Source organism: Agarivorans sp. Z349TD_8 (genome assembly GCF_050870825.2).
Lineage (GTDB): Bacteria > Pseudomonadota > Gammaproteobacteria > Enterobacterales > Celerinatantimonadaceae > Agarivorans.
On sequence record NZ_CP194037.2, the window covers coordinates 1,377,806 to 1,396,339 of the forward strand.

18 protein-coding genes are annotated in these 18,534 nt (G+C 44.6%); 12 read left to right on the forward strand and 6 right to left on the reverse strand.

Annotated elements, in window-relative coordinates; genetic code table 11:
• Positions 1 to 30: 30 nt before the first annotated feature.
• Positions 31 to 1,020, reverse strand: a complete 990-nt coding sequence (locus ACRRS1_RS06210; RefSeq protein ID WP_432468165.1) for a transposase — start codon at positions 1,018 to 1,020, stop codon at positions 31 to 33.
• Between the two features lie 543 nt (positions 1,021 to 1,563).
• Positions 1,564 to 2,421: an SDR family oxidoreductase gene (locus ACRRS1_RS06215; RefSeq protein ID WP_432468163.1), complete on the reverse strand. Its 858-nt coding sequence runs from the start codon at positions 2,419 to 2,421 to the stop codon at positions 1,564 to 1,566.
• Positions 2,422 to 2,504: 83 nt separating this feature from the next.
• Here ACRRS1_RS06215 and ACRRS1_RS06220 point away from each other — a divergent pair, with 83 nt between their 5' ends.
• Positions 2,505 to 2,918, forward strand: coding sequence for a winged helix-turn-helix transcriptional regulator (locus ACRRS1_RS06220; RefSeq protein WP_432468161.1), 414 nt, complete (start codon positions 2,505 to 2,507; stop codon positions 2,916 to 2,918).
• A 230-nt stretch (positions 2,919 to 3,148) separates the two neighbouring features.
• On the forward strand, positions 3,149 to 3,637 hold the full coding sequence (locus ACRRS1_RS06225; protein WP_432468159.1) for an AAA family ATPase: 489 nt from the start codon (positions 3,149 to 3,151) through the stop codon (positions 3,635 to 3,637).
• A gap of 222 nt (positions 3,638 to 3,859) precedes the next feature.
• Here ACRRS1_RS06225 and ACRRS1_RS06230 read toward each other — a convergent pair whose 3' ends face one another.
• Complete coding sequence (locus tag ACRRS1_RS06230) at positions 3,860 to 4,402, reverse strand: TetR/AcrR family transcriptional regulator (RefSeq protein WP_432468157.1); 543 nt, start codon at positions 4,400 to 4,402, stop codon at positions 3,860 to 3,862.
• Positions 4,403 to 4,604: 202 nt separating this feature from the next.
• On the opposite strand from ACRRS1_RS06230, the gene ACRRS1_RS06235 reads away from it, so the two are divergent.
• From ACRRS1_RS06235 to ACRRS1_RS06280, 10 genes are all read left to right on the forward strand, one after another.
• Positions 4,605 to 5,204, forward strand: a complete 600-nt coding sequence (locus ACRRS1_RS06235) for a hypothetical protein (RefSeq protein WP_432454015.1) — start codon at positions 4,605 to 4,607, stop codon at positions 5,202 to 5,204.
• Between the two features lie 195 nt (positions 5,205 to 5,399).
• On the forward strand, positions 5,400 to 5,756 hold the full coding sequence (locus ACRRS1_RS06240; RefSeq protein ID WP_432454014.1) for a GFA family protein: 357 nt from the start codon (positions 5,400 to 5,402) through the stop codon (positions 5,754 to 5,756).
• Between the two features lie 167 nt (positions 5,757 to 5,923).
• Positions 5,924 to 6,493, forward strand: coding sequence for a hypothetical protein (locus ACRRS1_RS06245; RefSeq protein WP_432468155.1), 570 nt, complete (start codon positions 5,924 to 5,926; stop codon positions 6,491 to 6,493).
• A gap of 620 nt (positions 6,494 to 7,113) precedes the next feature.
• Positions 7,114 to 9,558, forward strand: coding sequence for a beta-glucosidase (locus ACRRS1_RS06250; RefSeq protein WP_432468154.1), 2,445 nt, complete (start codon positions 7,114 to 7,116; stop codon positions 9,556 to 9,558).
• 451 nt (positions 9,559 to 10,009) lie between these two features.
• The gene (locus ACRRS1_RS06255) at positions 10,010 to 10,204 is read left to right on the forward strand and encodes a hypothetical protein (protein WP_432454011.1); all 195 of its coding nucleotides are present in this window, start codon (positions 10,010 to 10,012) and stop codon (positions 10,202 to 10,204) included.
• 74 nt (positions 10,205 to 10,278) lie between these two features.
• The gene (locus ACRRS1_RS06260) at positions 10,279 to 10,941 is read left to right on the forward strand and encodes a hypothetical protein (protein ID WP_432464610.1); all 663 of its coding nucleotides are present in this window, start codon (positions 10,279 to 10,281) and stop codon (positions 10,939 to 10,941) included.
• Positions 10,913 to 11,650 (forward strand): hypothetical protein, encoded by a 738-nt coding sequence (locus tag ACRRS1_RS06265; protein WP_432468152.1) that lies wholly within the window; start codon positions 10,913 to 10,915, stop codon positions 11,648 to 11,650. The genes ACRRS1_RS06260 and ACRRS1_RS06265 overlap by 29 nt, the downstream gene beginning before the upstream one ends.
• A 162-nt stretch (positions 11,651 to 11,812) precedes the next feature.
• Complete coding sequence (locus ACRRS1_RS06270) at positions 11,813 to 12,679, forward strand: polysaccharide lyase family 7 protein (protein WP_432468150.1); 867 nt, start codon at positions 11,813 to 11,815, stop codon at positions 12,677 to 12,679.
• Positions 12,680 to 12,763: 84 nt separating this feature from the next.
• The gene (locus ACRRS1_RS06275) at positions 12,764 to 14,713 is read left to right on the forward strand and encodes a RecQ family ATP-dependent DNA helicase (protein WP_432464613.1); all 1,950 of its coding nucleotides are present in this window, start codon (positions 12,764 to 12,766) and stop codon (positions 14,711 to 14,713) included.
• A 116-nt stretch (positions 14,714 to 14,829) separates the two neighbouring features.
• Complete coding sequence (locus ACRRS1_RS06280) at positions 14,830 to 15,210, forward strand: STAS/SEC14 domain-containing protein (protein ID WP_432454006.1); 381 nt, start codon at positions 14,830 to 14,832, stop codon at positions 15,208 to 15,210.
• A 77-nt stretch (positions 15,211 to 15,287) separates the two neighbouring features.
• Here ACRRS1_RS06280 and ACRRS1_RS06285 read toward each other — a convergent pair whose 3' ends face one another.
• The 3 genes from ACRRS1_RS06285 to ACRRS1_RS06295 form a co-directional block, all read right to left on the reverse strand.
• Complete coding sequence (locus ACRRS1_RS06285; RefSeq protein WP_432454005.1) at positions 15,288 to 17,285, reverse strand: BCCT family transporter; 1,998 nt, start codon at positions 17,283 to 17,285, stop codon at positions 15,288 to 15,290.
• A 219-nt stretch (positions 17,286 to 17,504) separates the two neighbouring features.
• Entirely contained in the window at positions 17,505 to 17,807 is a 303-nt protein-coding gene (locus ACRRS1_RS06290; protein ID WP_432454004.1) for an AzlD domain-containing protein, read from the reverse strand.
• Positions 17,804 to 18,532, reverse strand: coding sequence for an AzlC family ABC transporter permease (locus tag ACRRS1_RS06295; RefSeq protein WP_432461099.1), 729 nt, complete (start codon positions 18,530 to 18,532; stop codon positions 17,804 to 17,806). The genes ACRRS1_RS06290 and ACRRS1_RS06295 overlap by 4 nt, the downstream gene beginning before the upstream one ends.
• Between the last annotated feature and the right edge of the window lie 2 nt (positions 18,533 to 18,534).

Consider the following 18,534-nt stretch of genomic DNA (forward strand, 5'->3'; position numbering starts at 1 on the left):
GCGAGTCAATGAAATTGAACCTGTAAGTTCTTAATCTAGATCCAGCCAGCGCTTGGCAGCTGCCATGCCTTTGATGCGAAGTTGATTGTGCTCACGCTTATAGCGTTCTAGTGAATGCCCAGCCCCAACCACGCTGGCAAAGTGATGCTCTAAGCCAGTGCTTAAGGCTAACCAGCTTTCTTCATCGATTTGTAAGCGCTGTAAAATGGGCGCTTGTGCATCATCGATATAGCCACGTTTATCTTCTCTGATAACTCGACCGGTAAGTTCCACCAGTTGCAGGTAATCTTGTAACTCGAAGGGTAAACCTTCGGGCATGGTTTCTCTGGGATTGCCGACAAAGGGCATCAGAGGTTTGGGCTGTTGCCCTTGTTTGGCTTGCTGAATGCGCTGTTTGATACTGGTGTGGTCTGAGGTTTCAGGCGTACTCGCTATATTTGAGCGAACCGGGTTTAAATCCACATAGGCCATACAAGCTGCTAGGGCTGCTTCATCTAAAAGCGCTTGAGATTTAAAACGCCCCTCCCAAAAACGACCGGTACATTGGTCTTCTTTATTGGCAGCTCGAGCAATGTATTCATTCAAATGGAGCATAAACCAGCTTAAATCAAAGAGGCGAGTCCGATACACTTCGGCGGTGGCGTGAATGGCCTGTAGTTGCACCTCACTTAACTTTGGACGTAACTCAGAATTGAGATACATCTGAGTCAGTAAGGTGCCTTGGTGCAAACAATGCCAGCGTTCCAAGACTTCATCCATGGACCAGGCTTCGGCTTTGGCCTTATCAATATGCAATACCACATGGGTATGATTACTCATCACTGCATAAGCACAGACATCAATGGCAAACACCGCGGCAAGTTGCAGCAAATAGTCTTCCACCCACTGTCGTCGATGCTCATAGTTCTTGCCCGTTTGCTTGTCTTCGCCACATAAAAAAGCCCGCCGAACACAGCGGGAAACACAGTGATAATAAGGTGTATCCGATAAGCTCACTTGCGACTGTCTTGACCTAGGCATGGCAATAACTCCAAAAAAACACTATTGATAGTTTAGACTATTACCGAGTTCTGGCTAGTTGAGATGGCTGTCTAAATATTTGTCCTGCTGTCTAAATATTTGTCCTTTATCGTTACACCATTTCTAAACTTAACTATTTGCTCTGAATATTGAGTAACAACCCCATCATCTTCAACTAACTCATTTACAAGATTTCGCTCAACAATCAATTGATTTTCGAGTGAGTTGGTTATTATCGATACATATGTAAATAAGTTGTTCATAATATAAATGCCATAAAATTGAGGCTCACATAACGCCGCACTCTAGCGAATCCCCTCATAATCCTTAGGATATTCATATAAGTAGAAGGACGATATTCAAAAGATATTCAAAGAGATATTCAAGACAGCCCCACCTTAGGGCTTCAATTGAACAACCCGCCAATTAGAATGGCGGTCTAAATATTTGCAGAATTTCGACTCATCGTTGAGGGCAAACTTGAGCGAGAACGCCGAAGTTTACCCCATTTTCAATGTTATCGTGGACGCAGACAATTTGTCATCAGATGCCTTCAAGCGTGGCTTTGATGGTATCTTCAAGGGCAATGGTTGGACGACCAATGAGGCGTGACAGGTCGCGGCTTTCACTATAGAGTCCACCTTTGGCTGCACCAACCTCTGAATTAGCCAAAAGAGTGGCAAATCCTTCTGGTAAGCCCGCGCCAAGTAATAACTGAGCAAACTCTGCTTCTGGCATATCTTTATAAGCAATGACTTGGCCTGCTGCTTTGCTAACTGCTGCCGCGTATTCACTAAGTGTAAATGCTTTATCGCCGGCTAATTCGTAAACCTTACCAGCTTGTTTGTCGCTGGTGAGCACTACCGCTGCGGCTTCTGCATAATCGAGGCGGGGAGCGGTTGAATATTTACCGTCAGCTGAACTACCACATATCACACCGTGGGTTAGGGCCATAGGAATATTCATTGTGTAGTTTTCGGTATACCAGCCGTTGCGCAATAGGGCGTGAGGGATCCCTGATTCTGCTAATAGTTTTTCCGTTGCAATATGATCTGCTGCCAGTGCTAAGGGGGAGCTATCCGCGTTTAATAGGCTGGTATAGGCAATAAAAGGGATGCCCGTAAGTTTGGCGGCGGTAATGACATTGTGATGCTGAGATTGTCGATTCTGCATATCACTTGAAGAAATCAATAATAACTTAGTGATACCTTTAAATGCTGTGTTCAGTGTTTCTGGTTGATCGTAGTCAGCAAGTCGGAGCTGGATCCCTTTTTCAGCGAAGTCTTTTGCGTTGTCAAGGTTGCGCACGGCAGCAACAATTTGACTGGCATCGGTTCTTTTTAATAGAGCGTCAATTACTAAACGTCCAAGTTGACCAGTGGCACCTGTAATTAAAATCATATTTTCTCCTATTAATTTTATCGCGTTGAGGCGTAGAATAAACGACTCGCTAACATATAGTAAGTACGCACCAAAAGGTAAGTATGAAAAGAGTGGATGAAGAATATGGCCAGCAGCCAAAAGTAGGGTTTTCAGAACGTTTCATCCGTGGTGATGTTTTTTCTGCTCAATGCCCCTCACGCGAAGTCTTAAAACATATCACCAATCGGTGGGGCGGCTTGGTGCTGATAGCCCTTAAACTGAACCAAGGACCAGCTTATCGATTTAGTGAGTTGCGCCGTCTTATCCAGGGGGTGAGTGAAAAAATGTTGGCACAAACCTTAAAAATGCTGGAACAAGATGGTTTTGTACAGCGTACTGATTTTCAGGTTGTACCACCTCATGTGGAGTATAGTTTAACGCCCTTGGGTGCCGAAGTTGCGGTGCATGTGGTGGGTTTGGCGGATTGGCTCGAAGAGCATATTCAAGACATTTTGTCGCATCGCAAGCTAAGCTGATTCCGGCGTGCCACCATTAAAAATGGGTCCTTGCTTAATCCGTTCCGTGGTGAAGGAGCGCCTCATTTGTTTGTTGCAGTTTATGATTCGCTTTCCATCGCCAAAGGAGAGTGCTTTACAAGTATAGGGGGGAAGATTTAGTCTCTCTTGCGAGACTAAAGAGTTATTCTTCGTCCTTTAAATTGCAAGCCATGATTCTCGGTCTCGAAACGAATTTAGGAGAAAACTTAATGAAGCAAGTGGGGCGGGTTTACCTGTTATGCGGAAAAGTTGCGAGTGGCAAGACCACCTATGCCAGAAAACAGGTTCAGCAAGGGAGGGCTATTTTGTTGTCGTTAGACGAGTTACATCTTAGTATTTTTGGCTCAGAGCCAACTCGAGAGCAAATTGACGATAGCTATGATAGTTGTTGTGCTTACCAACAGAACTTAGCCTTAAAGTTATTAAATTTGGGGATCGATGTTTACATCGATTGGGGTTTTTGGAGCCGAGCCGCACGCGTACAAGCGAAGCGTTTTTTTGAAGCGCAAGGTATGGTGGTTAGCATGATTTACTTTTCGCTGACCGATGAAGAGCGCCTGGCGCGAAACCGCCTACGCAATGCGGGCTCTGATCCCCATTCTTTTAAAATAGAAGAAAAGGATGTGAGTTTGTTCGATAGTTACTTTGAAACACCGAGTCCTGAGGAATATGACCTTGTGATTGGGGCTGAGCATTAAGTCTTGGTTTTTATTGTATCGCTTGATATGAATCGGGTACGCACGACATTATGATTTGTTTCGGCTGCTACTTCGCCCTATGACTAGTATTTAGTCTAGGCAAACCATCCGTTTAGAGCACTATCGGTGAGATTGCCGAAGTGACTCTATTAATGGCTGTCGTTTGAACTTGTGGTCGTTTGAACTTGTGACAGAACAGACTTTTTAAATCTACTGGATCAGTTAAGGCGTATTGAGCGCACTTAACAGCCAAATTTTAGCTTCATCCCAAGTGGTTGTTTGCCCATCCATTAAACGGCCCAACATCACTCCCATCAAAATGTGGTAGGTTTTTTTTGCTGATTGCTCTCCGACATATTGAGCAATGAGTTCAAGGTACTTTTTTTCGGCGAGTTGCATATGCTGATCAGCACGAACTTGCTGGCTATTCATGCCTCGAATGTAGTCGAGTACTAACCCTATTTCATTCGCAAACCGTTGTTCAATTTGTTGCATCAGTGATAGCAGCGCATCAACTCGTTCAGTTAAAGGCGCGGTTAAGCAGAGCTGCGATAATTGCATGCCTTGCTGAGTGATGGCCTCGAGACTTGCAGAAAATAAACTCTCTTTACTAGGAAAGTAATGGTACAGCGCGCTTTTCGACAAGCCTAATTCTAGAGCCAGTTGGCGCATGCCAAGTTGTGAGTAACCGTGCTTTAAGAACAGCTGTGCAGCTTGCGTGGCAAGCTTTTGTTTGTACTGCTGGCGATCGACAATTTTGGGCATAACCTGTCCTTTTATAGTCCGTTTGGACTATAAGTCTTTGGCAAATCAGTCGCAAGCTGATATTTTATAGTCCAGTTGGTCTAAAATGCCAAGTGCTTAAGTACAATCCCAGATCATGAACTGCTGTATATCATGCTATTGCTGCTTATTTCGATTTTAGACCTCTGAATATTGGCTCACAGATAAGCTCGAAAGGAATTATATGATGTTTATTAATTGGCGTTATCCCCAACCTCGCCGCGGTCTTGCTGGCGCGATCGATAAATTTATTGGCCCTGGAGCTACTCGGGCTGAGTGGGGCTTGCAAACCATCATTCCAGCTGTTGCTGCAATTGCCGCTTTACTGAACGCTTGGCAACTTGGTGCTGAGTGGACTTGGTGGCAAAACATAGTGGCGGCCTTGATTGCATTTGATGTGATGGGTGGAATTATTACCAATGCTACTTCTAGTGCAAAGCGCTGGTATCACCGAGTGGGGCAGGGACGCAAACAACACCTGAATTTTATTGCGCTGCATTTTCTCCAATTGAGTTTGATTTCGTGGTGTTTCTTAGATTTTGATTTTGTCTGGATTGGTATTGCTGGGCTCTATATGATGGGTGCGGCTTGGCTGATTTTAACGACCGTTTTATATTTGCAAAGGCCTATGGCGATGGCCTTGTATTCTGGAGCCTTGTTGATTTCGCTCTATGTATTACCCGCAGCCTTAGGTCTCGAATGGTTTTTACCGATGTTTTATCTTAAGTTGTTGGTGAGCCATTTACCGCAAGAAGAGCCTTACCGGCCAAGCGATGAAGTGTGATTGTGGTTAACGATAGATTTATTGTGTCTTGGCTAAATGCTTTATTTGGGTAAGCGCTTTGATGTATTGATCGTTGTGGTTGATAGTTATCGTAAACTTTCGACATCACTCGATACAGAGGTTGAATTTGGTGCTGTGCAATGGTAATGCTATTTATCCATTTAGGGTAGATGGCTTAAATATCAAGGGATAGTGATGAAACCAGCGAAGGAATACATTGGCAGTTGCCACTGTGGTTCAGTTAAGTTCAAAATAAACAGTGACTTTAGTGAACTAACGACCTGTGATTGTTCTATTTGTCGACGTAAAAACGCTTTAATGGTGAAGGTTCATGAAACTGAGTTTACTCTACTTACCGGTGAGTCATCGTTGAGCGAGTATCAATTCCATAGCCATACCGCGAAACATTTTTTCTGTAAAATCTGCGGTATTTACCCGTTTCATCGAAAGCGGGTGACGCCTGATTATCTTGGGATCAATGTGTTTTGCTTGGATGATTTTGAGCCCAAAGATATACCTGTAAGAGCAACCGTTGGCGCAGGCATGAAATGAAGCGTATACCAAGCCTAAATGACTAAACTGTGAGAGTTTACTGCACTAATTTATTATTGGTGCCTTATCACGCTTGATTCTACTACTTGCGTCATAACAAAGGGTGATGAGTGACGATCTCTTTGCTCACTATTTCACTGAGATACTCATAGAAAATATAGTATTTTTTGTTATTAAGATTAACTTTCTTCTTAAAGGATATGCGTATGGGCATTGCAGTTGTCATTGCCTTGTTGGCTATCATTATCTTGATGTTTTTTTATTGGCGAACCGAAAGCCGCCAAGCACAAAAGCCCTTCAATAAAAGTGAGATTGAAGCGTGTGTTGCGCAATGGAAAGGCTGGATTGAAGTCTGCAATTCAGAGTTTAAACCGATTTTTCAAGGCAAGGCTCTTGGTCAGGCCGATGGATGGGAGGGACTTTTGTTGGTAGGCGTTTTGATCGAAGATAATATTCCTGCGCCGCTTGCCCAAGCCCTTAAGCGCAGGAATCCCGCATGCACCTCGGAAGGGCAGTTCTTGGTTCGCTGTTTGTCAGCTCACGATAAAGATTTCATCATGTCTGGGATTGAACCGCCAGAGAGAATTACTATGCTTGAATCACTTCTTGTTGCGCCAGATAAAATTGAAAGTCGGATGGTCCTGAATTCTGAATACCTTGACGCTATAGACATTCCCGAAGGGATCCTGCAATTCGATATTATTTGGCAAAACTCAAGCAAGCAGGCCGCCGGATAATAGGTGGCTTCGACCATCATTGACGCCTCTATAGTGTCAATGATGGTGATAACTAATTCCCCTCCCTTAAACAACCAATCTAAGCTGCTACACGGCTCCCTTTTAAAATAAGTTGTGTTTAAAGGTTTCGCTGTTGAGGTGTCTTCGGTCACTCCTTATCCGCTTATTTATTAACGAAAATTTATATTACCCAGTTATTGGAGTGGTTCATGGCGAACCTCTGCCAATTTTTAAAAGAAAGGCTTGAGTGTCTTTGCTCGCTTCACTTTACGGCACACTGCTGGCTGCGCCTAGTAAGCTTTTATCTGGAACATATCAAGTATCAAAATTAAACGGGTCAATCATTCCTTGCTATATGTGACAATTTGTAACCAATTGTAATTTTTCCTAGCACCTCTTAAAACAAAGTTTTAGCCCCTCAAAGGTAAATTTTGCTCCTTTGGGTAAAGCTTATGGTGGTCTTTACTCTATAGAATCAAATGGTTGTAGATTAGCTGTGTGTTGAAAAAATATGCGCGATATCGTCATTGAGAGAAATTCTTTGGATGCGCTTCCATATTCATGTCACCAGCAATTTTACCGTATAAAAACTAATAAAATTAGATCAAGGAGTGAAGGATATGTTAGAGCTAAAACCCAAAGTAGGTCTTGTTGCATTGGCCGTGACCATTACTTTGAGTGGCATGATTGCTGGGTGTAACGATGATGACGAAGTCACAGTAGACAGAACCAGTGACACTTATTATAAAACACTCGCAGAATCGATGCTTAAAAGCCTGACCCTCAGTGAGAAGCTCGATATTGTTGCGGGCCCTGGGATGGATTTAAGCACTTATGCTGGGATCGATCCAATTAACCTACCTGAAGAGAAACAAGTAGACGGTGTCGCGGGCTATATTAACGGGGTAAGCAGTGATAGTTTAAGTATCCCGGCGGTTAAATTAGCCGATGGCCCCGCTGGTTTACGTATATCCCCAACCAGAGAAGGGCTTGGTGGTACTTACTATGCAACGGCTTGGCCTATCGGGACCTTACTTGCTTCCACCTGGAATACCGAGCTAGTTGAGCAAGTAGGCCAGGCTCAAGGGAATGAAGTTTTAGAATATGGCGTGGATATACTGTTAGGTCCCGGCATGAATATTCAACGTAACCCTTTATCGGGTCGAAATTTTGAGTATTACTCTGAAGATCCGGTTTTGTCGGGGATGATCGCTTCGGCTATGGTGAACGGTCTTCAGTCTAATGGCATCGGCGCAACTCTTAAACACTTCTTCGCAAATAATGCCGAGACCAATCGCTTCTTTCTTGATTCAGTTGCCGATCCCAGAACACTTCGAGAAATTTACTTAAGAGGTTTTAAAATCGCGGTTGAGCAATCGAAGCCGTGGGCAATCATGAGTCCTTACAATTTGATTAATGGCACTTATGTCAATCAACGCGCAGATATACTGACCGATATTCTACGCAACGAATGGGATTACACCGGCTTGGTCATGTCAGATTGGTTTGCTGGCAATGTTGCAGGATTTTCAACTGACTTTTCCGGCATGGTTGGACGGGATGAAGACTCAGCTGGCAAACAAATCGCGGCTGGCAATAATTTAATTGAGCCTGGTAATTTGAAAGGTGATTTAGAAGCTGCGCTTGAAAAGGGTGTGTTAACAGAGGAACAAGTCGATACCAGTGTGGTGGCGATTTTAACCCAAGTACAAAAAACACCGTCTTATAAACAGTATGACTATTCAAACAATCCAGACTTAAATAGTCACGCGGCGCTTGCGCGAGAAGCGGCTGCAGAAGGGATGATTCTTTTGCAAAATAATGCTTCAGCCTTACCGTTGAGTAAAGGTAAAAGCTTAGCCTCATTTGGGACTGTGCAAATTAATACCTTAAAAGGCGGCACCGGTAGCGGCGATGTGAATGCGGCTTATACCGTTGATATTGCCAGTGGTTTGGCACAGTACTACACCTTAAATGCTGACTTGAAAACTTTTTATACGGATTACTTCAACGAAAACAGTTACAGCAAACAAGCCTTGCTTGGCAGCTATCTTTTTGCCGATGAACCTTCGGTTTCTGATAACGCAAACTTACCAACGCTGATCGCAGAAGCGGCTGAATCAAACGATGCAGCAATCATTACCTTGGGGCGTCAGGCGGGTGAAGGTGAAGACCGCACCAATACTCAAGGAGACTATCTGTTAACGGATGAAGAATTGGAAATCATTGACGCAGTATCCAGTGCCTTCCACGCCAAGGGTAAAACGGTCACCGTGGTACTGAATGTTAACGGCTTAGTCGATACTTCGCAGTGGGGAAGTAAAGTTGATGCCATTCTTCTCGCCTATATGGGGGGGCAAGAAACTGGGGTCGCGGTTGCTGATATTATCTCGGGTGAGGTCAATCCGAGTGGTAAATTGGCGCAAACCATACCTGCTTCTTATGCTGATGTACCATCGGCAACAACTTTCCCCGGTGTCGATGTTGATGCCGATGGGCTGGCGGATAAGTCGTATTATAACGAGGGCATTTATGTTGGTTATCGATACTACACCTCGTTTGATAAGAGTGTCGCCTACCCATTTGGTTATGGTTTGTCGTATACCGACTTTAGTTATAGCGATACTGGTATCAGTGCAAACACTTTTGCTTCCGATGGTGCGTCTGGCCAAGTCACCGTGACCGCAACGATTAGCAATGTAGGCAATGTGGCAGGAAAAGAAGCGGCTCAGGTGTATGTTTCAGCACCCGAAGTTAAGTTGAAAAAACCAACTATTGAGCTAAAAGCATTTGCTAAAACTAAACTTTTAAATGCAGGTGAATCACAAACTTTAAGCTTTAACATCTCGGCGGAGACTTTGGCTAGTTTTGATGCTGAACATCATCAATGGATTGTTGAACCCGGTACCTATCGTGTTTATGTTTCACCATCATCAGATGTCTCAAATGTAGCACCGCTTACCTTCTCGGTTAATCATGAGATTGTGATTAGTGAGACCACTCCGGGGGCGCTTGCCTTAGCTGAAGGGGTTGTGGCCAGCGATTTTATAACTATAAACGAGTAGCCTCTCATTAAATGCTTTAACTTGGCTGAATCGTGATGCTGCGTACTCAAAGTGAGTAGCATGTCAGAGGAACTAAGTAGCATTTTTTAAGAGTTTGCCCTAGGTCGTACTGGCCTAGGGCCTTTTTATTTATATCGAGCTTAGCGATTTCTATTGCCCAGACTGTTGTTTGTTTAGCAGGCTGGTGCGATAAGTTTCATCACTCCCGCTAGTTGATCATAGCAAAATCATCCTCAATGAATTTACCATTCAGGATATAAACACTGCCATTTGTATAACAATAAAATGAAATCCTTTTCAATCACAAATTGGAGATGTTTATTTGACTGAAGCCTCAGTTTGTTTGTTTTCATGCGCACTTTTTCAGAAGAGTCGATTATGGTCAGTCTGGAAATGACCGAAAGAGTCATTAGAGCTTGGCTAACAGATACATTCGAATTAAGGAAATATCATGAACAAGGTAGTTTTACTGGGGCTGTTAACCGCTTCTCTTTCTGCTCAGGCAGAATGGGAATTCCGGGGAACCCCTAATGGTTGGCAAAACACGCCACTGGAGCAGCTTGCAAGCAATCACTATCAAACTTGCCAAAGTTTTGGTAACAGTGATCCTCGCTTTAAAATCGTTTACATTGCAAAAAGTAACTAAATAAGGTTACTTTTTACAATGTAATCTATTTGAGTTACTATTCGTTGAGGGGACCCTCCAACTAAAGGATGTTTATGGCCGATGTTGCAGTGTTAAGTGGAGATATTGTGGGCTCCAGCGACTTACCAGCGGACATTTTTGCTGAACTGATTGGGTGCTTAAACCAAAGTTTAAGTTTACTTTGCGAGCGTTACGATGCGCGTTATGAAATGTTCCGTGGGGATGCTTTTCAACTGGTGGTGAATCAGCCTGGTTGCGCTATCGACTGCGCTTTAACCATCCGCTTAGCCTTAAAATCGTTTGGCTCGAAACGGCAAGGTTTTGATGCTCGCATTGGCATAGGGATTGGCCAAATCGACCCTTTAGATGAATATGTGTCGCGTTCTAGTGGCCAAGCCTTTGTGTTATCGGGGCGCGGTTTAGATAGCTTAAAGCGCCAGTATTTAGCCATTTTTGCCGACAATCCGCAGTTTTTACGTGGGATTGACTTACTCACCAAGTTTGTTGATTTGCAGATCCAAGAGCTTACAGTCAAACAAGCCCACGCCTTAGCCACCTATTGGCAGCTCAGCGAGCCAAGCCATGCGGCCTTAGCCAAGTGTTTGAATAGCTCCCGAGTTAATGCCACCAAGTTATTGAATCAATCACAGTATTTGCTTCTCGACGAATACCGCCAACTATTTAGGCAACTTACGGAAGAATTTTTTAATGGAACCCTTACTATTGATGCTCACTAGTGTGGGCTGCGCTTATGTTGTATTTGAATTTTATCTCAGTCCTCGACGTTGGCCCGAGCAGATCCAACAGACGAAGTTACGCGCTGCAGCCTTGTATATACGCGCTTTATTTATCACGCTGTTATTTGCGGGCATTACCAGCTTATTTATCGGCGTTTCGATACAGTTAGCACTGGCTTGTATCACCTTGTTCTTTGCAAGCCTTATTATTCCTTTAGTTGGCGCTTACTTACCTTTGAGTGCCGCCTATTTATTCGGACAACAAATTATTCATTTGGCCGTACTAATGGTGTTATTGGTTGATTTAACCAACCATTGGGAAGGCTTTACCCAAAAGTTGCTGCAACTGGTCGATGCGGGTGGTCTGCTGGTGGTGCTGGCTTACCTGCTGGTTCTTAAACCCAGTTCATGGCTATTGGCATTGTTATTAAAACGTTGGACCCCCAGTGTTCCGTCGACTCAACCGACCCTTGATTCGGCGGGTCAGACAATTGGTATGGTCGAGCGCAGCTTAGTGCTCACTTGCGTACTGATAAACCAGTTTGCCGCCATCGGCTTTATTGTGGCGGCGAAATCGATTTTTCGCTTCGGTGATTTAACCGGGAAAAGTGATCGCAAACTCACGGAATACGTGATGCTGGGAACTTTGTTAAGTGTTGCGATTAGCGTATTTGTTGGTTTGGCGGTAAAGGCTTTGATCGAAAAGTAGCGCTGTATGACCAGTTTTTTTGTTGCGCGCAGGCCGAGGGCATCGAGTATAGTTTAAAGTGCTTTTCTTGAATTGTATGACAAATCGAGCGTTGTCAACTCATGGTCTACGCTTTTTCGTTAGACTAAGCAAAGTCTTAATTCCGGTTTGGTGAAAACTTAATTGAAAATAGTCTCCGTGTTTAATATCACTCTGTTACTTATGTTTTGGGTTTCGAATGCTCAGGCGGTTACTGATCTACAGCGTTGGATGCTAAGTATTCCGGTTGATGAGACGCACAATGGCCGAGCCGATAATATTAAAGAGCGCGAGTTGGTCGCGGGCTTTGCGTATTCACCTTATTTTGAAGTGACAGCCGACCGCTTGGTATTTCGCTCGCCCGTTCAGGGGCCAAAAACTTCATCGAATACCAGCTATACACGTTCGGAGTTACGCGAAATGCTGCGCGCGGGCGATAAGCAGATCAAAAGCCAAGGGGTGACGCGCAATAATTGGGTTTTTTCTTCAGCCCCGGAGCAAGACCAGCGTTTAGCGGGCGCGGTTGACGGGGTGATGGAAGCCGAGCTTGCGGTTAATTATGTCACGACTACGGGTGATAAACGTCAGGTGGGGCGAGTGGTGATCGGGCAAATCCATGCCAACCACGATGAACCAATTCGGCTCTATTATCGTAAACTGCCACAACATCAAAAAGGTTCTATTTATTTTGCACATGACCGCATTGGTCGAAAAAATCAGTGGATTGAAATGATTGGCAGCAAGTCTAGCTCAGCCCCCGAACCGGAAAACGGGATTGCGCTGAATGAGCGTTTTACTTACCGCATTGCGGTGAGCGGCAACTTGCTGACGGTTACGCTGAAAAAAGCGGGCGATGAGGATATCGTGCAACAGCTCGACATGTCGCACAGTGGTTATGATCAAGGCGGTCAATATATGTACTTTAAGGCAGGGGTATACAATCAAAATAAGTCGGGTGAGCCAGACGACTACGTACAAGCAACGTTTTATCGTATAGATGTTTCTCATTAAAGGCTTAAGGCGCATACAGCTTAAGAGATAGTCGGTATACTAATGGTCTTCTCGTTCCCTTGTTAACCCCGCATAAGGTTTTTCATGAGCGCTTCCCTAGAGCAGCAACTTCAGGCCAGTTTTGGCTTCGATTCCTTTCGCCCTGGCCAACAACAGGCGGTTCGTCAGTTGCTGGCGGGCCAATCGACTCTGGCCATTTTTCCAACGGGCTCGGGCAAGTCTTTGTGTTATCAGTTTAGTGCCTTGCAGCTCCCGCATTTAACTTTGGTAGTTTCACCTTTATTGGCCTTAATTAAAGATCAATTAGAGTTTTTACATGCCAAGGGTATTGCGGCGGCTAGCCTTGATTCAAGCTTGAGCCCGGCGCAAAATCAGCAAGTGATGAGCGAGGTGCGCAGTGGCCAAACCAAGATCCTGATGGTTTCGGTGGAACGATTTAAAAATGAGCGCTTCCGCCAATTTATTCAAGCGGTGCCTTTATCGATGCTAGTGGTGGACGAAGCGCACTGTATCTCGGAATGGGGGCATAACTTTCGACCCGACTATTTGAAATTGCCAACTTACCGGGAACAACTGAATATTCCCTTGGTGTTGCTGTTAACAGCAACTGCCACCAAGCAAGTCAAATTAGATATGGCGCGGCGTTTTGCAATCAGTGAACAAGCCATTATACAGACTGGCTTCTATCGTAGTAATCTTGATTTAACGGTGACGGCGGTGACCTCGCAAGCAAAAGATCAGGCCTTGTTGCAGCTGATCAGTCAACAACAGGGCGCGGGTATTGTTTATGTGACGCTGCAACATACCGCCGAGCAAGTAGCCAATCACTTACGAGCCCATCAGGTCAACGCCCAAGCCTATCATGCGGGTTTTAGTAACGAGCAACGTCAGCAAACGCAAAACGATTTCATGCAAGATAAGCTGCAAGTCGTGGTGGCCACCATTGCTTTTGGCATGGGGGTTGATAAAGCCAATATCCGTTTTGTGGTGCATTATGACTTGCCCAAATCGATTGAAAATTATAGCCAGGAAATTGGTCGCGCAGGGCGCGATGGCTTGCCATCGCAGTGTGTGACACTGGCCAATCTGGACGGTTTAAGCACCGTGGAAAACTTTGTCTATGGTGATACACCGGAGCTGAACGCGATTGAATATGTTTTGGAAAACATTCGTCAAGAGGGCCAGGGTGAACAGTGGGAGTTACAGTTAAATCGTTTGTCGAGTGCTGCAAATATTCGCCAGTTACCGCTAAAGACCCTGCTGGTGCAGATGGAGATGCAGGGGCTGATCAAGCCCTTGTACGCCTACTATGCCGACTTCCGCTACAAGTTTATTCAAGACAAGGCAGCGTTGTTGGCGATGTTCAAGGGCGAGCGACAGCAATTTATTGCGGCCATTTTTGAGCATACCCAAATGAAGAAAATATGGGGTAGCTTAAACTTCGACAGCTTATATCAAAGTTATCGTGCGGAACGCTCAAGGGTGGTGGCCGCTCTAGAGTACCTACATGAGCAAGGTTTGATAGAGCTAGAAACTAAAAAGATTACCGAGGTCTATCAACTCAATTTAAGCGCGTTGGCAGAGCCGACTCTCGCCGCTAACTTGCATCATTATTTTTGTGATAAAGAAACCAAAGAAATTCAACGAATTGCCAAGTTAGTCGGTTTTTTTGAGTTAGATAGCTGTTTGAGTTACCAACTCGCGGGATACTTTGATGATCGGCAGGCACCGCAGCGTTGTGGTCACTGTAGTGTATGTCGAGGAAAGGTGGCTCGCTTGAGTCATTCACAAATTCCGATGGTGCCTAATCAAAGTCAGTTATTGAGTGACTTACAAGGCTTGCAACAACATATACACAGTAAAGCCGATGGGGCATTTAGCCAAACCTTAGCTTGTCGTTTTTTGGCGGGTATTAATGTGCCTTTATTTACTCGTTTGAAAATTAAAGCGTTGCCGGGCTTTGCGCGTTGTGAGCAACAACCCTATGCCGATATTATGACGCAAGTGCAGCGATTGTGGTCTGAGTTAATGTAGTTGAATTGTTTTAGATCAAAGGCTTGAATTAATCACCAGACAATTCACGATGAGCGCTTCAATCTCTACCATACTGTAAGGAACGCCGTAGCGGATTATTTACATGGGAGCAAGGCATGACTATTCTCAGACATGGCATTACTATCGGAATTGAACGCTTAGAAACTCGTTTATTGCTGTCGATGAAAGCTTGTGGCACCTTGACTCATCAGGACTATCAACAAGTGACTCCGTTGCTTGAGGCGGCTTTAGTTGAAGTGAAGCATGCGCCGGTTCGGGTTTTTTTTGATGCCACAGAACTTGAAGGCTGGGAGCTTAGAGCCGCTTGGGACGATTTTAGACTCGGTCTTAAATACGGCCAAGATTTTGATAAAATAGCTATTTTAAGTCAGAAGCAATGGTTGGAATGGGCATCCAAGGTGGGGCGCTGGTTTGTCAGTGGTGAAGTGCAAATTTTTGAGAATGAACAAACTGCCTTAGTGTGGTTGGAGCAATAAACGGTAGTGACAAACCATGAAAAATAAGGCCAGAGCAAAGTCTCTGGCCTTATTTTTTAGTCACTAATCATTAAGCATTAAATTTGCTCATGACTTGCTTGTTGCATCGGGCTTTCCTCTTCCTCTAATATTTCAGAGCTGGCTAAATATAAGAAATGCAAATGACGTTCGTATTGGCTGATCACATCAACAATAATTTGGTCTTCGGTATAACCAAATACATCGTATTGCTGGCCGCCTTGTAATAGAAATACTTCGGCTCGGTAATAGTCATTATGCTTTTCGTCGGCATAGCTGGGCATCACAAAGTGACGTAAGCGGATCCCATAGGCGAAGTTTTCAGCTTCTTCCTTATAAATGGTTAAGCGGATTTTCTCACTATCTTCAATTAACTTGGCGTTTAGCCCATTGGCACTGAAGTGTTCGACCAATTGCATAAATGCCGGGCGTACCACTTGGCTCACAAATCCTTGTGCTTCGGGCCTTAAGGGGTGAACTAACAGTGAGTCTAAGCGGTCTTTCCATGAAATATTTGCCTTGGAAAATTGCACCGAAGTATTATGGGTTTGTACGCTGTTTTGTAGCATGTAGTCGTGTTTTAGTGCTTTTAACAAGGCATAGCAAAAACACAGTAAGACAAACATAAACGGAAACGCCGAAGCGATGGTTAAAGTTTGCAAGGCTGCTAAGCCGCCTGCAAATAATAAGGCTGCAGCAATAAAGCCAATTAACAAGGTCCAAAAAATTCGTTGCCATAATGGGGTATTGGTTTCGCCGCCTGCAGTTAAGGTGTCAATCACCAAAGCGCCAGAGTCAGCTGAGGTGATAAAGAAAGTGGTCACTAACAATACCGCAATACCAGATAGCAGAGACGAGAAAGGAAGTTGTTCAAAAAACACAAATATTGCAGTGGCAACATCGTGATTGACTGCTAAAGCTAATTCGCTCATCGCATCGCCAGCAATCAAATGAATTGCGGTATTGCCAAACACGGTCATCCACAAGAAAGTGAATCCTGAAGGGATAAACAACACGCCAATAATAAATTCACGAATAGTTCGGCCACGAGAAACCCGTGCAATAAATATCCCAACAAAAGGTGACCAGGAAACCCACCATCCCCAATACAACATGGTCCAACCGCCAATCCAGTCTTCTTTGCGATCGTAAGCATATAAATTAAAGGTACTACTGACCAGCTCACTCATATAGGTGCCAGTGTTTTGTACGTATGATTTTAAGAGCAACTCGCTGGGACCAAGCAATAACATGGCAATGAGTAGCAACAAGGCTAAAAACATATTCAGATTGGATAAGCGCTTAATCCCGCCATCTAAGCCTAAAACCACAGACACGGTAGCCAAACCAATCACCACAACAATTAGGCCAAGCTGTACCCATTCGTTTTGTGGAACATCAAATAAGTAACTTAAACCAGCGTTGAGCTGTTGAACGCCAAATCCCAAAGAGGTGGCGACACCAAAAATTGTCCCGACCACTGCAAAGGTGTCGGTGGCATGGCCAATCGGCCCATAAATACGATCACCAATCAGTGGGTATAAAGATGAGCGGGGTAATAAAGGCAGCTTATGTCGATAGCTGAAGTAGGCTAGTGATAGCCCCACTACCGCATAAATCCCCCAGGCATGCAGTCCCCAATGGAAAAAGGTAATCCGCATCGCTTCTTTGGCGGCAGCAATGCTAGCAGGATCGCCCACTGGCGGTGACAAATAGTGCATTACTGGCTCTGCTACACCAAAAAACATCAGGCCAATGCCCATTCCGGCCGAGAATAACATCGAAAACCAAGAAATATTGCTGTAGTCGGGTTCCGAATGGTCGGGACCCAATTTAATGTCGCCTAAGCGGCTGACCATAATGAACACGACAAAAATAAGAAATATCGCAACCGATAAAACATAAATCCAGCTGACATTCGTCGCCAACCAAGATTGAATCAGGTTAAAGCTTGTCCCTGTATATTTGGGGCGTAAGGCTGAAAAAATTGCGATCGATAAGGTGATAATTAAGGATGAATAAAATACCGGAGCATTTATTTTTTTAGTTAAGCGCATTAAAAACTCTTGTTAGGCAGGTCTGCCATAAGACAGAAATATGATGACTGCTATCACACCACGAGGAAGCCAGAACGTGGGGGTAAGCTTGTGCGTAATATTGAGTTACGCGGAGTAAACAGCCGAAAAAACACGTTAATACTATTCTTCTTAGAATAATACTTCACTTACATGTGCATTATTCGGCGTATTATAACAGATGTGTCCGCCTTTTGCTGGCTAGTGAATCAAGAAGAAAATCGCCATGCTAAGGACTGCGGTAATGAGCGCATTGCGGGTAAATATTGCCAGTAAGGTGGCGAGTACCGCACAGACTAGATAGGGGTTATCGAATCCAAGGCTTAACTGTCCATCCCGAACAAAAACGATGGGGGCAAAAATAGCAGTGAGCACCGCAGGTGCAGAGTAACTTAGAAATTGTAGCGCACCTTTGCCTAAACGTAGCGGAATACGCGGTTCTAAAAATAAATAGCGACTGGCAAAAACAATCCCTGCCATAGCAATAATGCTTAACCAAATCATAGGGTCTCCTCACGCCACCGCGCGTAAGCGGTGGCCAAACTCATCGCTAAAATGGCCGAGATTAATAATCCACCCGGTATCGCAAATAATTCACAAGTGACGGAGCTCACCAAGGCAATCAAAACACACAGTAAGCCCGAAGCTTGTTTGATACTGGGCACGACTATCGCGATAAAGGTGGCGGCGATGGCAAAATCGAGTCCCCAGCTGTCGAGATTTGCGATGTTGCTGCCAGCAATAATGCCCACTGCCGAGGCGATATTCCAAGCCAAATAGAAGCTTAGGCCGCCGCCGAGGGCAAACCAAGGATCAAAGGGTTTATCGACGCCTTTATTGGCAATCGCAAATAACTCATCGGTGAGTAAATAACCTAAAACAAAGCGCCACTTGAGCGGTAGTTGGCTTACCTGAGGGCGCATCGCCATGCTATAGAGCAAATGGCGCGAGGTGATGAGTAGCGTGGTGAGCAGCATACTGAGCAGGCTGGCTCCAAGTTTAAACATGCCTGTGGCCACTAGTTGTGCCGAACCGGCAAATAAAATGGCTGACATGGCTTGGCTTTGTAGGGGACTTAAACCTGATTCTAAGGCATACGAGCCTGCTAGAATTCCCCAAGGGATCACCGCAATCGTCAGTGGTAATACCGCCAAAGTACCCTTTAAAAATGCGCTGATTTTATTTGACCAGCGGGAATGTTGAATGTAGCCGATAGTTGTCACAGGGATCC

Bases quoted from the DNA above. Each gene is read 5' to 3' on its own strand.
- ACRRS1_RS06225 (WP_432468159.1), top strand. From the start codon at position 3,149: ATGAAGCAAGTGGGGCGGGTTTACCTGTTATGCGGAAAAGTTGCGAGT.
- ACRRS1_RS06230 (WP_432468157.1), bottom strand. From the start codon at position 4,402: ATGCCCAAAATTGTCGATCGCCAGCAGTACAAACAAAAGCTTGCCACG.
- ACRRS1_RS06255 (WP_432454011.1), top strand. From the start codon at position 10,010: ATGAACAAGGTAGTTTTACTGGGGCTGTTAACCGCTTCTCTTTCTGCT.
- ACRRS1_RS06210 (WP_432468165.1), bottom strand. From the start codon at position 1,020: ATGCCTAGGTCAAGACAGTCGCAAGTGAGCTTATCGGATACACCTTAT.
- ACRRS1_RS06260 (WP_432464610.1), top strand. From the start codon at position 10,279: ATGGCCGATGTTGCAGTGTTAAGTGGAGATATTGTGGGCTCCAGCGAC.
- ACRRS1_RS06235 (WP_432454015.1), top strand. From the start codon at position 4,605: ATGATGTTTATTAATTGGCGTTATCCCCAACCTCGCCGCGGTCTTGCT.
- ACRRS1_RS06215 (WP_432468163.1), bottom strand. From the start codon at position 2,421: ATGATTTTAATTACAGGTGCCACTGGTCAACTTGGACGTTTAGTAATT.
- ACRRS1_RS06220 (WP_432468161.1), top strand. From the start codon at position 2,505: ATGAAAAGAGTGGATGAAGAATATGGCCAGCAGCCAAAAGTAGGGTTT.
- ACRRS1_RS06280 (WP_432454006.1), top strand. From the start codon at position 14,830: ATGACTATTCTCAGACATGGCATTACTATCGGAATTGAACGCTTAGAA.
- ACRRS1_RS06290 (WP_432454004.1), bottom strand. From the start codon at position 17,807: ATGATTTGGTTAAGCATTATTGCTATGGCAGGGATTGTTTTTGCCAGT.
- ACRRS1_RS06250 (WP_432468154.1), top strand. From the start codon at position 7,114: ATGTTAGAGCTAAAACCCAAAGTAGGTCTTGTTGCATTGGCCGTGACC.
- ACRRS1_RS06240 (WP_432454014.1), top strand. From the start codon at position 5,400: ATGAAACCAGCGAAGGAATACATTGGCAGTTGCCACTGTGGTTCAGTT.
- ACRRS1_RS06285 (WP_432454005.1), bottom strand. From the start codon at position 17,285: ATGCGCTTAACTAAAAAAATAAATGCTCCGGTATTTTATTCATCCTTA.
- ACRRS1_RS06275 (WP_432464613.1), top strand. From the start codon at position 12,764: ATGAGCGCTTCCCTAGAGCAGCAACTTCAGGCCAGTTTTGGCTTCGAT.
- ACRRS1_RS06265 (WP_432468152.1), top strand. From the start codon at position 10,913: ATGGAACCCTTACTATTGATGCTCACTAGTGTGGGCTGCGCTTATGTT.